General features: G+C 64.8%; 7 protein-coding genes. 3 read left to right on the top strand and 4 right to left on the bottom strand.

Translation table 11 applies throughout. The features are described 5' to 3' along the window. Positions 1–266 precede the first annotated feature (266 nt). Positions 267–6,605: a non-ribosomal peptide synthetase gene (locus IAE36_RS14185; protein ID WP_201213027.1), complete on the bottom strand. Its 6,339-nt coding sequence runs from the start codon at positions 6,603–6,605 to the stop codon at positions 267–269. A 416-nt stretch (positions 6,606–7,021) separates the two neighbouring features. Here IAE36_RS14185 and IAE36_RS14180 point away from each other — a divergent pair, with 416 nt between their 5' ends. Together IAE36_RS14180 and IAE36_RS14175 are read left to right on the top strand one after the other, a co-directional pair. Continuing rightward, the gene (locus tag IAE36_RS14180; RefSeq protein WP_201213026.1) at positions 7,022–7,801 is read left to right on the top strand and encodes a helix-turn-helix transcriptional regulator; all 780 of its coding nucleotides are present in this window, start codon (positions 7,022–7,024) and stop codon (positions 7,799–7,801) included. A gap of 111 nt (positions 7,802–7,912) precedes the next feature. Further along, a complete protein-coding gene (locus IAE36_RS14175) occupies positions 7,913–10,051 on the top strand; it encodes a TonB-dependent siderophore receptor (protein WP_201213025.1) in 2,139 nt (712 codons plus the stop codon). A 51-nt stretch (positions 10,052–10,102) separates the two neighbouring features. Here the strand turns inward: IAE36_RS14175 and IAE36_RS14170 are convergent, their stop codons facing one another. Then, positions 10,103–10,624: an acyloxyacyl hydrolase gene (locus IAE36_RS14170; protein ID WP_201213024.1), complete on the bottom strand. Its 522-nt coding sequence runs from the start codon at positions 10,622–10,624 to the stop codon at positions 10,103–10,105. A 225-nt stretch (positions 10,625–10,849) separates the two neighbouring features. Next, complete coding sequence (ptrR, locus tag IAE36_RS14165) at positions 10,850–11,719, bottom strand: putrescine utilization regulator PtrR (protein WP_201164152.1); 870 nt, start codon at positions 11,717–11,719, stop codon at positions 10,850–10,852. Between the two features lie 106 nt (positions 11,720–11,825). On the opposite strand from ptrR, the gene IAE36_RS14160 reads away from it, so the two are divergent. Beyond that, positions 11,826–13,211 carry an aldehyde dehydrogenase family protein gene (locus IAE36_RS14160; RefSeq protein WP_201213023.1) on the top strand — a complete coding sequence of 462 codons (1,386 nt, stop codon included), beginning with the start codon at positions 11,826–11,828 and terminating at the stop codon, positions 13,209–13,211. Positions 13,212–13,247: 36 nt separating this feature from the next. Here IAE36_RS14160 and IAE36_RS14155 read toward each other — a convergent pair whose 3' ends face one another. Continuing rightward, a complete protein-coding gene (locus IAE36_RS14155; protein ID WP_201213022.1) occupies positions 13,248–15,158 on the bottom strand; it encodes an AAA family ATPase in 1,911 nt (636 codons plus the stop codon). Between the last annotated feature and the right edge of the window lie 27 nt (positions 15,159–15,185).

Genomic DNA, 15,185 nt, shown 5'->3' with positions numbered 1-15,185 from the left:
CGGTAAGCATCCTGCTTTGCCTGGAATGGGTAGTGGCCGACACGCTAATGGATCGTGACTGGGCGGTCTGACATGGGAAGCGGGGACAAAGGGGATATGCCTTATGGGGTGGGCGCGGAGAGGTGTGCGTCGTGGCGGGGGCGGCGCTTGTAAGATCGAGCGCCGCCCGCGCGGCGCATCGCGAGCTACGCTCGCTCCTACGTTTGTTTCGGGCCAGTAACGCCTGTGACAGACGCGCGCGATCGCCTGGTTTGCCTAAGCAGATGTCACAGGCGCCTGCGCTTGCCCAGGCTGGGGATAGTGGTCGCCGGGATCACGGCCTGCTCCTGTTCCGGCCGGGTGCTGGCTGCCAGGCCCGACAAGGTAGGTCGGCTGAACAAGGTCCTTGCATCGACGTGCAAGCCGGCCTGGCGCATGCGTGCGACCAGGCCGACCGCCAGCAGTGAGTGCCCGCCCAACTCGAAGAAGTTGTCATCCCGGCCGACTTGCTCGATTTTCAGCACCTCGGCCCAGATCGCTGCAAGCGCTGCTTCCACCTCCCCCTGCGGCGCGTGGTAGGCGCGGCTGATCACCGCGTGCGCATCCGGTTCTGGCAATGCAGCGCGGTCCAGCTTGCCGTTGGCACTCAGTGGCAGGCGCGCCAACGCCACGAACGCCTGGGGCACCATGTACTCGGGCATGCACCCCAACAGGTGGCTGCGCAGTACGGCCAGGGCGGGTGCCGACGTGCCGGGGCGGCAGGTGAAATACGCCACCAGGCGCTCATCGCGCATCAGCACCACCGCCTGGTCCACTGCGGGGTGGGCCGCCAGGGACGTTTCGATCTCTCCCAGCTCCACGCGCAAACCACGCAACTTGACCTGGAAATCATTGCGCCCGATGAAGTCCAGCTGGCCATCGGCTCGGTAGCGCACCAGGTCACCCGTGCGGTACAGCCGGTCGCCGTCGACGAACGGGCTGGCGATGAAGCGCTCGGCCTGCAACTGCGCCAGCCCCAGGTAGCCGCGCGCCACGCCAACCCCGCCAATGTGCAGCTGCCCCACCGCCCCCACCGGTACCGGGCGATCATGTTCATCGAGCACGTACAAACGGGTATTGGCAATCGCCCTGCCGATCGGCGGCGCCTGCTCGGGTACGGGTTCGTGGGGGTGCAAGGTCCAGGCGGTGCTGTCCACCGTTGCCTCGGTGGGGCCGTACACGTTGTGCACCCGTACCTTGGGCAGGCGTTGGCGGACGCTGCGCAGCAAGGCCACGGTCAGGTCGCCGCCACCACAGAAAATATCGGTCAGGCTGGTGCAACGCTCCACGCCGGGCTGTTCCAGAAACGGGTGCAGCAGCGCGGGTACGAACTTGACAACCGTCACCTGCCTGGCCTGCACCAGCGCTACCAGGTAGGCCGGGTCACGATGGCCATCCGGGCGGGCCAGTACCAGGCGCAACCCGGCGGTGAGCGGCCAGAACAGTTCCCACACCGAGCCGTCGAAGGTGCACGGCGCTCGTTGCAATAACGCGTCGCCCGGCCGTGGTGGGCGAATGTGCGAGCCCCAGTGCATGAGGTTGCACAGGCCGCGGTGTTCGATCATCACGCCCTTGGGGGTACCGGTCGAGCCTGAGGTGTACATCACATAGGCCAGGTGCCTGGGCCCCAGGCCCGCCACCTGCGGGTTGCCGACTGCGCTGGCTTGCCAGCCATCCGTGCCCAGGTCCAGCACGGGGCACGGCGCGTTGCTGAACAAGCCACGGGTAGCGCCCTGTACCAGCACAACCAGCGGTTCACTGTCCTGCAGCATGAAGCGCAGGCGCTCTTCAGGGTATTCCGGGTCCAGCGGCACGTAGGCACCGCCCGCCTTCATCACCCCGAGCAAGGCCACCATCAGGCAGATGCCACGCTCTATACACACCGTCACCCGACGGTCCGGGCCCACACCCAATGCGATAAGATGATGGGCCAGCCGGTTGGCCTGTTCATTCAGACATTGGTAGCTCAGGCTGCCTTGCTCGTCCTGTACGGCGATGGCATCGGGGGTGCGCTGGACCTGCGCCTCGAACAATGCAGGCAGGGTCTGGCCATACGGGCTACTGCGGTCCTCGCTGTCATTGAAACCGTGCAGCAGCAGTTGCAGTTCGCCCTCCGGAATCGGGCACAGCGTGTGCAGCCCGGCGGTGTCCTGGCATGCCAGGGCGTGGTTGAGCTGGCCCAAGGCCTCGAGCAGAAAGCCCAGTACCCGCTGTGCACCCAGGGCACAGGGCGCCCGCACGGCCAGTTGCAACGCATCGCCAAGGTCATCCACGGTCAGTACCAAACCGTGGCTGTGCACTTCGCTGGCCTCCACCAGTTCCACCCCGGGCAGCACCTGGCCGAAGCCCACGCCGCCCTGGCGGTAGTTCACCAGGCTGTCGAACAGCGGCGTGCCCGCGGGCAGGCCACTGCATTGCTGGGCGAGGATCAACGGTGCATCTTCATGGGCAAGCAACGCCGCTAAGCCCGCGTGGGTATCGCTCAGCGCCTGCTGGGGCGAGCGGTCGGCCAGCTGGACGCACAGCGGCAGGCTGTTGATGAATATGCCCATGGCACGGTCGGCGCCGGGCCCGGCCATGCTGCGCCCCAGCAACACGGTGCCGAGCACCACCTGGTCGCGGCCGCCGAGGCTACCCAGCACCTGGGCCCAGGCCAGGTGCAGTAGGCTGGCGAGGCTGGCACCGTGCCTACGGGATTGCAGGCGCAGCCCAGCGATCAGTTCAGGCTGCAGGTCGAGGGTGCGGCTTTCCACGTCCTGTTCGTCCAGCGTTGCCCCGCCCCACCCTTGCAAAGGTGGCTGCGGCTGGCGCTCGGCTAGCTGCTTGCGGAAAAACGCCTCATGGGCGGCCTGGCGCTCCGGGCGGGTGCTGACGGCAACGTAGTCGCGGTAGGGCACCGGCGCTGGTAACTGTTGCGCCTGCCCGGCCATGCAGGCGCGCAGTTCGCCCAGCAGCACCTGGAGCGAAACCGCGTCGTTGACCAGGTGATGAAAGCGCAGCAGGCCTAGCCAACGGCCTTGCGCGGCATCCTCGGTATACACCAGGGCCATCATGGGCGCTGCCAGCAACGACAACGGCTGTAGCTGTGGGTCAAAGTGGCTGCGCAACCGTTCAGCCGGTCCGTGCCAATGCTGCACCGGCAAGCGGGCGGATCGCCACACGACCTGCTGGGGTGCCTGCAGGCCTTCCCAGACAAGGCTGGTGCGCAGGATGTCGTGGCGGTCGATGACCTGCTGCAGCGCCTCGGCGAACGCCTGCAACTGCTCGGCCGTGGTGAAGGCAAACAGCGCCTGCTGCTGGTACGGGTCCCGCGCATCGGTCACATGGTGGTACAGCAGCCCCTGCTGCAAGGGCGCCAGGGGGTAGATTTCCTGCACATTGGCGGCGCCGCCCGGCACGGTGCCCACGATGTGGTCGATGGCGGCCTGGCTCAGGGAGGTGAGCGGCAACATCGGCGGGGTAATGCGCTGGCAGCCCGCGGGGACGGCGGGCGCCGGCGTGGCCACGGTGTCGCTGGGGCGAGCGCTGGCCGCCAGCGCGGCCAGGGTGGATTGCGCAAACAGCACCTGCACATCGGCTTGCAGGCCGAGCTGACGCATGCGTTCGATCAATTGCACCGCAAGCAGCGAGTGGCCGCCCAACTCGAAGAAGTGGTCACGCCGGCCCACGCGTTCAACCTGCAACAGCTCGGCCCATAACTGTGCCAGGCAGCACTCAACCTCGCCCTGCGGCGGCTCATGTTCACGCCGTACGCTGGCCGCTTCGTCTGCTGCCGGCAAAGCGCGCCGGTCCAGCTTGCCGTTGGCTGTCAACGGCCAGCGAGCAATGCGCACGTAGGCCGCCGGTAGCAACGCGACGGGCAGGCGGTCACGCAGGTGATCATGCAATTCGCGGGGCGCGACCGCCTGGTCTGCCATGAACCAGGCCTGCAACTGGCCTTCACGCAGCATGACCACTGCTTCGCCCACTGCCGCGTGGCTGCACAGCGCCGCCTCGATTTCGGCCAACTCTACCCGTACCCCGCGGATCTTCACCTGGTCGTCGTTGCGCCCCAGGTACTGCAAAGCACCGTCGGGCTGCCAGCGCACCCAGTCGCCGGTGCGGTACATACGCGCCCCCGGCTGTGGGCTGAACGGGTCGTGCAGAAAACGCTCGGCGGTCATCTGCGGCTGGTTCAGGTAGCCACGGGCAACGCCCTCGCCACCGATGTACAACTCACCGGCCGCGCCAACCGGCAGCAGGTTGCGCTGCGCATCCAGCACGTACAGCCGGGTGTTGGCCACCGGGCCGCCAATGTGCAACGGGCCGCCGGGTACTACCAGGCCCGACGTCGCCACCACCGTGGTTTCGGTGGGGCCGTAGTTGTTGATCACCTGGTAGCCGCGCTCGCGGCCAAGACGGCGCAAGCGGTCGCCCCCCACCAGCAGGGTGCGCAAGGTCGGGTGCGGGTGGCCTTGGGCAAAGGCGTGCTCGGCCACGGGGGTTGGCAGAAAACTCACGTCCAGTGGCTGGGCACGCCACCAGGCGAGCAATGCATCGATGTCTTCGGCGCCGTCGCGCACAGGCGCCAGGTGCAAGGTCGCCCCGCAGCACAGTGCCGGCCAGGTTTCCCAGGCCATGGCGTCGAAGCCAAAGCCGGCGACGCTGGACTGATGGCGACCTGGGCCGAGGTCGAAGCGGCTGCAATGCCAATCGACCAGGTTGGCCAGCATGCGTTGCTCCACCATCACGCCTTTGGGTTGCCCGGTCGAGCCGGAGGTATAAATGACGTAGGCCAAGTGCTCGGGTGACTGCGGCAGGAACCTGAAGCCGGCGGCGGGCTGGCCCTGCCAGGCAAACCGGTCCAACTCGATCTGCGGCCGGCCATGGGCAGGCAGGCGTTCACTGAAGCGCGACAGGGTCAGCACCACCTGCGGCGCGCTGTCGCGCAACAGGTAGGCGATGCGCTCTGTGGGGTGAGTGGCGTCGATCGGTACGTAGGCAGCCCCGCTTTTGAGCACCGCCAGCAGCCCTGCCAAGGTGTCCAGCCCGCGCTGGCCCACCACCGCCACCCGCTGCTCGGGGGTGACGCCCAGGCTTGCCAGGTGCTGGGCCAGCACGGTCGCCCGGTGGTCCAGTTCGCCATAGCTCAGTTGGTGTTCACCGAAGCGCGCAGCAATGGTGTGCGGGCGGGTGTTGGCCTGCCACTCGATGCGCCGCTGGATCAACGCCGCGTCGCCTGCGGCCAACGTGCGCCCCGTGTCGTTCCAGCGCCGCAGGCTGTGTTGATCTGCCTCGGTCAGCACCTCGAACGCAGCCACCGCCAGTTGCGGCTGGGCCAGGCCCTGCTCCAGCACATGCAGCAGACGCGCCGCCAGGGCCTGCACTTCGTCGTCCGCCAGCCATGCGCGGTCATGCACCAAGTGCAGGCGCGCTGCGCCGGTGTGGGTGTTGCAGCGCAGGTGAATACTCAGCGGTGCAGGTTCATGGCCGTTGCTGATCATCACGGTATGGCTGGCGGTGTCACCGATGCACAGGGCGTTGGTGTCCTCCTCAAACGACACCAGCACTTCGAACAGCCGTGCTCGCCCGCCAGGTTGAACGGCCAGCTCGCGCTGCAACGCGCTCAGGGCGTAGCGTTGATGGCGAAAGTCCTGTTTCAGCGCCTCGGCAATGCCCTGGACCAACGGCGAAAACGCCAACGCGCGACCGAAGCCCATGCGCAATGCGCTCACTTGCGTGAACAGCCCGAGCGTGGCCTTGAACTGTGCATTGCTGCGGTTGCGCACAGGCAAGCCCACCACCCATTCATCGCGTTGCCAAGTGCGGCTCACACATACGTGCAGCGCGGCCAGCAATACGTGGAATGGCGAGGCGTTCAGCGGCGCGGCCAACTCGCGCATGCGTGCCAGCAGGCTTGGGGCAAACGCCAGTTCCAGCGCGCCACTCGGCGAGGGGGCGTGCGCAGGTTGTCGGCGGGGTTGCAACAGCGGGTCGGGCAGGCTTGCGTACCGGGCCAGCCAGTAGGCACGGTCCTTGGCGTGGCGCGCAGAGGCCTGATAGCGGGCATCGTCTTCGATGAAGGTTGTGTAGGACGGTGCGCTGCCCGGCAGGGGCTGGCCCAGTTCAAGCTGCCGGTACAGGTGGGCAAGCTGCTTGAACCATTGATCGACACCCCAGCCGTCCAGCACCAGGTGGTGCGCCTTGAGCGCCAACAGGTGTTGATGCTCGTCGATGCGCACCAGCATCACCCCCCAGAGAGGCGCTGTGCCCAGTTCGAAAGGCGTTTGCATCCAGCCCTGTAACAGGGCGCGTGCTGCCTGCAGCGGGTCTTGGCTGGCCTGCACGTCATCCACTGCAAAGCGCACAGGCGTGGCGCCGGCAAAGCACTGGCGCGCGATGCCCTGGTCGGAGACCAGTGCAGCCCGCAGCCCATCGTGCAGCCGCGCCAAGTGCGCAATGGCCTGCTCCAGCCGTGCCTGGTCCACCGGGCCGTGCACATGCAGGTAGGCGCCAATGTTGTACAACGGCGAAGGCCCGTGGCTGAGCTGGTCCAGCCAGATGTCCTGCTGGGCAACGGTCAGGTCGAAAGTGTCGGCGACGGGCATGATTCGGCAGGTCCTTCTGATTGATCATCCGCCGATTCAACCACTGGCCCTGCGCATTGTATGGCCTGTTAAACCCGGACATCCGGCCAGTTGCAGCCGTTGGCTTAATGTTGTGTAGGACATTGGCTATAACCCTGCGCGTGTGATGGCGCACGGCATACCGTATGCGTCGCGATCCGGTCGCAACCGTCGCAGTTCTGACGTCAAAATGCTGGCATCTTGCAACCTCACAGGTTGCCGCACGCTGGGCCCGGCCTTTCATCAGCGGCAGACCATGGCATTTTCTGTCCCCGATTCCCATTACAGACGCCCAGGCCCTGGCGGGCTTGAATAGGTGCCAACCACACATCCGCCCCAACGTCGAGGAACGCCTGAGCGCGCACCTGCCGCAAACCTTTGGCTACAGGAAAACAGACATGATGCTGAGCAGCCCCCGCGAACAACGCCCCGACCCGCAACTGTACCTGCAGTTGGGCGAACTCATCGCCGGCACCGGTGGCGCCGGCTTTGCCGGGCAGATGCTGCGGCTGGTGCAGGCGCAGGTGTGCGTGCACTGGCTGGAGCTCAGTGAATGGACACTCGACCTGCCCCAGGCCGAGCCCAGCACTATCCAGGTACTGGGCAGCGCCGGGCTGGAGCCTGTGCAGCACAGTGGCCGCCGCTTGCGTCAGCCGCTGCTGCAACGCATCCGGCAGATGCACGACCCGCTGCTGATCGAGTTCAAGGCTTCGCACGGCAGCTGCCAGCAGCACAGCAGCCACCAGTGCCATGTGGTGTCCTGCAGTGGCAGCAAGCGCTGGGTCATCAGCTTTCACCGGCAGCCCAGCGAGCCGGCCTTCTCCCTCGGCGACCTGTCACAGCTCAAGAACCTTTGCGAAACCTTGCTGCCCCTGGTGGAACACCATGGCCAGTTGCTGGACCACAGCATTCGCCCTCCAGGTAGCACGCAGAACGATTCGGAACCCACTGCGCTGCGCAAGGCCTTTGCCGAGCGATTGAGCCAGGAAGCGGTGAGGCTGTCGGTGCGGGAGCAGGAAGTGTGCCTGGGCCTGCTCACCGGGGGCACCGTGCCAGAAATGGCCCAGCGCCTGAATGTGAAGAACAGCTCGGTGGAAACCTACCTCAAGCGCGCCACCGCCAAGCTGGGTGTGAGTGGCCGACATGGCCTGGCCAAGTGGATGGCCGGGGCCTGCTGATCCAAAAGCGACATCGTGTAACTAAATAATGCATTTGATAATGATTCGTAGTACTTTCGCGGCGCAGTTATAACTTCCACTTCACTGCCCTCTTTCAGGACCGTACTGTCGATGCGTCGCACGTTCGTTTCGCTTTGTGTACTTCATGCCATTTCCCCCCTGACTTCTGCCGCACCGGGTGCCCCGGGTGACGCGGCCCAGATCGAACTCCAGGCCTTGAGCATCACCGGTAGCGCCGACAGCGAGCGGGCTGACGGCCCGGTGGACGGCTACAAGGCCAGCCGCTCAGCCAGCGCCACCCGCACCGACACCGCCTTGCACGACACGCCACAGTCGCTAAGCGTTGTACCCAAGGATGTGCTGCAGGACACCGGTGCCACCCGCCTGCAAGATGGCCTGGACTACGCCGGCGGCGTGGGCCGGGCCAACAACTTTGGTGGCCAGGGCCTTACCACCTTTACCGTTCGCGGCTTTACCACCGGCGAGTTCTATCGCAACGGGTTCCCGATCAACCGCGGCTACCCCAACGCGCCAGACGCCAACACCGTCGAGCGCCTGGAGGTCATCCGCGGCCCGGCCAGCAGCCTGTATGGCCGTGGCGACCCTGGCGGCACTTTCAATGTGGTCAGCAAGCAGCCGCTGGCAGACCCGAAAGTAACCCTGGGCACCCAGGTGGATGACCAGGGCATGCACCGCGCTACGCTGGACGCCACTGGGCCACTGAGCCAGGACGGCGCCCTGGCGTACCGCCTGAACGTGCTGGGCGAAGGGGGTGAAAGCTTCCGCGACGATGTGCAGAGCGAGCGCTACGACGTGGCCCCAGTGCTGAGCTGGCAGGTGAACGACAGCACCAAGATCGTCTTCGAAGGCGACTTCATGCGCAACAACCACCCGCTGGACCGTGGCCTCACCCGCTATGGCACGCAGACGCGCAGCGCCTCGCGTGACACTTACATCTGGGAAAAAGGCAGCGACAACCTGCTGCACAACGACAACAACATGGCCCAGGTCCGCTTCGAGCACTTGCTCAACGACGACTGGACCCTGGCTGGTGGTTTCCAGTTTCTGGACGGCAGCCTGAAGGGCAACGCAGTAGAGGCCAACAAGGCTCCCGCCGACGGCCATACCCTGCAGCGCAACTTCAACTACCGCAAGCTGGAGTGGACCGACCGCGACTGGCAATTGAACCTGACCGGGCACTTCGACACCGGCACGTTCAGCCACACGCTGCTGACCGGCGTGGAGTACGAAAATTACGACTACAACTCGATCATCCAGCGCTCGTCGGCAAAAGATGGCACCTACCCGATCGATATCTACCACCCCGTGCTGGGCCAGCCACGCCCCGCGCTCACCCGCACCACCACCTGGGACAAGGAAAACCTGCAGACCTGGGCGTTCTTCATCCAGGACCAGGTTGCCCTCACCGACCGCCTGAAGGCCCTGGCCGGCGTACGCTTCGAGCGCTTCGAGCATGACTATGACGACAAGCTGCCGACCAACCGCGATTTCAGCAAGGGCGAAAATGGCGTCACACCCCGTCTGGGCCTGCTCTACGACCTGACTGACACCGTGGCGGTGTATGCCAACACGGCGCGGTCGTTCAAACCCAACACCGGCACCCCTGCCAGTGGCGGCGGCGGCTTCGACCCGGAAAAAGGCAAGTCCTACGAGCTGGGCGTGAAGTGGGAAGCGCTGGACCGGCAGCTCAGCGTCGACGCGGCGATCTACCATATCGTGAAGGAAAATGTGCTGGCCAACGATCCCAACGACCCGACCGGCACCTTCAAGGTGGCGGCCGGTGAGGTCCGCAGCCGTGGCCTGGATATCAACGTGGCCGGCAACCTGACCCCGGAATGGCGGGTGATCGGCGGCTATTCCTATGTGGATGCCGAGGTCACCAAGGACACCACCCTGCCCTCGGGCACGCGACTGGCCAACATCCCGCGCAACACCTTCAGCCTGCTGAACACCTACGAATTCCAGGACGGCGTGGCCAAGGGCCTGGGGCTGGGTGTGGGCGTGAAATACGTGGATGACCGCGCCGGGCAGACTGCCGCAACCACGTACACCATGGAGCACTACAACGTGGTGGACTTGCTGAGCTTCTACAAGGTCAACGAGCACGTACGTGTGAACCTGGACTTGAAGAACGTGTTCAACAAAGGCTACGACGAAGGCTCATTCAACAGCTACGTGTACCCGGGGGCACCGCGTACGTTGCAGGCCGGGGTTGCCTACACGTTCTAAGGTGCACCAGGCCTGTGGACAGCGAGCCACCCACCGGCCTGGCTCCTGGTATCAGAAGCCCTTGCTGTAGAACAGCGAGTACGACTCGATACCGTCGTTGGGCTGCTTGATGCCGGCGTTGGAGTAGTGAATGGCACGGATGCCGACCTTCTGCTCCGACGGCAGTTTCAGGCCCAGGCCGATGCGGTCTTCGAAGTTGAACGACGAACCCAGGTGCTGGTCACCCACGTTGGTCTTGGAGAAGGCCGCGACGCCGATGCCCGCCTCGATATAAGGGGTGTAGGTGAAGCCGCTGAACTCGTAGGTGAACACCGGGGCGAACGACAGGGAGTGCGCGCCACTGGCGTCACCGCCCTCCCAGTAAGTGTAACCGGCATCCCAGTAGCCGGTCAGGTGGCCGACACTGCTCTCCAGCCACTTCTTGTCCCAGTCGAAGGACAAGCCGATGCGGTAGGTCATGTCGCCTTGGCTAGTCGCGCCTACAGCGCCGGAAATCTGCGCGGCCTGGGCCAGGTTGGCCCCCGCAAACGCAAGCAAAGCGGCGGCGAGCGACGCTGCAATACGGGTTTTCATCGACGACATCTCCTGATGGTGTACACGGCAAACGGGGGCTTTGGCCCCTCGAAATATGGGGTGACCATTAAGCTTTTCTTGGTCACAACAAGTAATACTTTCCTGATTATTGTCCACTTGTTCAGGAAGAAGAAAGGAAAATGCCATCATTGACGCCAAAAAACTTCCCTGAAGAACGAGTGGCCAAGTCACCAGACCTGATGTTTGAAAAATAATTCATTCAAATCAGCTGGTTGTACTACTTTCCTCAAGCAATTTCACAAATGCGCTCAGGCTCTGCGACACGGTGCCCCGCCGCCACACCAGCCACGTTTTGAGGTAGCGGAAGTCTTCACACATGGGCCATGCGCTCACCGTGCTGCACCCGGGCATGTTGTCCAGCATGGTGCGCGGCATCATGGCCAACCCTGCGCCTGCACTGACGCACGCCAGCATGCCGTGGTAGGACTCCATCTCGTGGATCTTGCCTGGCACCGCCTGGTCCTGCACAAACCAGTTCTCGAAGTGGTGCCGGTAGGAGCAGTTGGCGCGAAAGGCGTAGATGCTTTCGCCATTCACATCCTGGGCCCGGGTGACCGGTGGGTGATTGAGTGGCGAGATGATCACCATTTGCTCTTCGAACACCGGCATCCCCTCGAGCGTGGGGTGCAGGATGGGGCCATCGACAAATGCAGCCACCAGCCGCCCCGACAGCACCCCCTCGAGCATGGTGCCCGAGGGCCCGGTGGACAGGTCCAGGTCCACCTTGGGGTAGCGCTGGTTATAAGCGGCCAGCAGCGCCGGAATACGTACCGCTGCAGTGCTTTCCAGCGAACCCAGGGCAAAGGTGCCCTGGGGGTCTTCACCCGCTACCGCAGCACGGGCTTCGTGCACCAGGTCGAGAATGCGGCGGGTGTACTCGAGGAAGTTCCAGCCAGCGGGTGACAGCCGCAGGCGGCTTTTTTCCCGAATGAACAAGTCAACGCCCAGGTCTTCTTCCAACTGCTTGATACGTGTGGTGAGGTTGGACGGCACACGGTGAATGTGCTGGGCGGCAGCGCTGATGCTGCCCTGCTCCGCCACAGCCTTGAAAATTTCCAGTTGCACCAGGTCCACTGCATTCTCCAAACGTGAATGTTTCGCTCATTATTATTCAGTTTTCATTAAACCCCTAGCCCGCTAGTCTGGCTCCACTGCCTAATAACAGCGAGAGATCCTTGCCATGAGTGCGATCAGCAGCCAGACCCACGCCATCTCCCTCGACCCGTTCACCGGCGAGCAGATTGGTGCCTACCCGTTCGACAACGACGCCGCACTGGAAGCGGCGCTGCAACGTGCCAAGGTGGGTTATGCGCACTGGCGCCAGGTATCGCTGGCTCAGCGCAGCGAATACCTGTTGGCGCTGGGTGACGCACTGGAACGCCAGGCAGAAACCTTCGCCCAAATGATCAGCCGTGAGATCGGCAAGCCGATCACCCAGGCCCGTGGCGAGGTGGCCAAGTGCGTCGGCCTGTGCCGCTGGTACGCCGAGCACGGCCCGGCCATGTTGGCCCCGGAACCGACCCAGGTCGAGAAAGCCCGTATCGAGTATCGCCCGCTGGGGCCGATCCTGGCTGTGATGCCCTGGAACTTCCCCATCTGGCAGGTGCTGCGCGGCGCCGTGCCAGCCATTCTGGCCGGCAACACCTATGCCCTCAAGCACGCCCCGAACGTGATGGGCAGCGCCTACCTGCTGGGCAAGTTGTTCAAGGATGCCGGCCTGCCCGACGGCGTGTTCGAGGTGCTGAACGTGACCCCGGACGGGGTTACCCGCGCCATCAACGACCCGCGTATCGCCGCGGTCACCCTGACCGGCAGCGTGCGTGCCGGTATGGCCATCGGCGCGCAAGCCGGTGCTGCCTTGAAGAAGTGCGTGCTGGAGCTGGGCGGTTCCGACCCGTTCATCGTGCTGGCCGATGCCGACCTGGATGCTGCCGTGCAGGCCGCTGTGATCGGCCGCTACCAGAACACCGGCCAGGTGTGCGCGGCTGCCAAGCGCCTGATCGTGGAACAGGGCATCGCCGATGCCTTCATCCGCAAGTTCGTGGAAGCTACCCGCGCACTCAAGGTCGGTAACCCGCTGCAGGACGACACCTACGTCGGGCCGATGGCCCGCTATGACCTGCGTGATGAGCTGGACGGCCAGGTGCAGGCTACCCTGGCGGAGGGCGCCACGCTGTTGCTGGGCGGCAGTAAGGTGGAGGGCGTTGCCAACGTCTATGCACCCACGGTGCTGGGTGACGTTACCCGGGACATGACTGCCTTCAAGCAGGAGCTGTTCGGGCCGGTGGCCGCCATCATCACGGCCCGCGATGCGGAACATGCGGTGGAGCTGGCCAACGACAGCGATTTTGGCCTGGCTTCGACCATCTACACCGCCGACTACGCCTTGGCCGAGCGCATGACCACGGCCCTGGATACCGGCGCGGTGTTCATCAACGGCTATTGCGCGTCCGACCCCCGCGTGGCGTTCGGCGGGGTGAAGAAAAGCGGGTTTGGCCGTGAACTGTCACACTTCGGCGTGCGTGAATTCACCAACGCCCAAACCGTTTGGCTGGACCGCAACTGACCTCTCCATCAGGGGCTGTGGCACAGCCCCTGATGTTCAATCGCGAACCTGGTCTTTGACCCAGTCCAGCATCCCACCTGGCACGATCAACTCGTGCCGGGCGCGCGAACAGGCGGTGTACAACCCCGCCAGCATGCGTGCCCGCTCATGGCGATTACCCGCCACCTGCGGGGGCACCATCAGCTCCGGCGACACCATCACCCGGGCGAACTCCCTGTTTTTCACATCCCGCACCCGGCCCAGGAACAACGTGGGCGCCTTGTCCCAGCGGTAGCGGCTTTTGGCCTTGGCGAAATGCGCTGGGGTGTAGCCTTTGCCCAGCATGTTGTGCACCGCGATGAACGCCTTGTCGTCGCCCTTGTCCTGGGCCAGTGCCTGCCAGCTGGCATAGCGGAACAGCATGGGGTGGCGCGGGCGTGTGCCATGGCGGTACAGCTCGATGCAGTCTTCGACGAACAGTTCGAAATCCTTGCGCGCACTTGGCAGCAGCACAAAGGGCACGCCCTGGTGGGTCAAGCGCTGGAACCAGCCGAACAGCCCCCATTCGTCATCGACTATCAAGGCGGTGGGCTGCTGCGGCACCGTCACGGTGTCGAAGAAGCTGACGCGGGTGTAGTGCTCGGCACTGCCGCTGAACGCGGCCTGGATGGACGCCGGGTGCGCCTGAATCAGCGGGTTGAGCACGTTGTCCATGGCGGGGCCCGCACGCAGCGAATGATCGATGTAGCGCTGGCGGATGAAACCGCCATGGTGCGGGCTGAGGCCATTGAGGTTCTGCAACTCGTCGCCCAGCGCGATGACCGACTGCGGGGTGCGGTCGAGCACAGCCAGCATGGGCGCGGACAGCTCGTGGGCCTCATCGACGATAACGTGGGTGTAGCGTGGATCGATCAGGTAGCCGGTGAGCGACAACAGCTTGATCCGGTGGTAGTCGCGAAGAGGCAGCTGGATGTCCCGCGCCGATGGGCGTATCAGCTCTTGCCAGTACAGGCGGGCCTTTTCCAGCAGCACTTCCTGGTCCAGAGGCGTGGTGCCCGCCCCGGCCAAGGGCAGATGGTGCAGTTGCAGCTGGCTGTCGGCGCTGTAACAGAAGGTGCGTACCGCCCGTATGCACAGCGCAACCACGTCGCGGGCTGCCAGCGGGCCGATGTCGGGAATCCCCAGCCACCGCACCACCTGCGCCTCCTGGGGGCGCCAGGACCGTTTGGTGCGGTAAGCGTCACGCAGGCGGAAGCCATTGCTGGTGAGGTCGCGGTTGAGCAGCTCGTCGGCCAGTTGCCCGAAGGTGAGCGCGGTGTACGCGGCGGCATCCTTCACCCGTGCCTGCAATGCGCGCAACTGGCCTTCGGTCAAGGCCAGCAGCAGGGTGCGCTTGGGGTCCAGCAGGCGAGCGAATTGATGGATCAGGAAGGTCTTGCCGGTACCGGCGAAGCCCTGCACGGCGACCGATTCGTCGACGCCACTAAGGAACTCGCGCAACAGCCGGTTTTGTTGGTCACTGAGCATCAGGTCGCTGGCCAAGGCTGGTAGGTACACGGGGTGCAGCGGTGTCACACGCTGGCGATACAGGTCGGCGAACTGGAACCGCCACTCACCCTGCGCATCGAGCAGTTCGTCGGCGCTGCAGGGCACATCATCCGCCAGCAGGGCGATGCCATTCTCGCCCAGCATGCCCAGGCCCATGGCAAACGCCTCGCGGTCGAACTGCTGCTGCACCTGGCCTTGAAAACGCCCAGGTGCGGCGGCCTCGACTTGGCTGGCGATACGCACCACCTCGGCAAACCTGCGCTCTTGTGCGTCTGCTGTGGCCGTAGCCGGCTGGCGCGGCAGGTTCTGCACGAACACGGCAGCCGCAGCCTGAAGCAGCGAGGCCGTAGCCAGGAAGTGGGCAGGGGCGTCGTTGGCGAGGCGCTCAGCCTGTTCGCCAGACAAAGGCAGATAGAACATCGGCACCTCGGGTTGATCAGGGCGGCA

Origin of the sequence: Pseudomonas sp. S36 (assembly GCF_016647875.1) — a bacterium.
Lineage (GTDB): Bacteria > Pseudomonadota > Gammaproteobacteria > Pseudomonadales > Pseudomonadaceae > Aquipseudomonas > Aquipseudomonas parafulva.
Note: the sequence above shows the minus strand (reverse complement) of the source record. Positions and strands in the feature narration are given on the sequence as shown.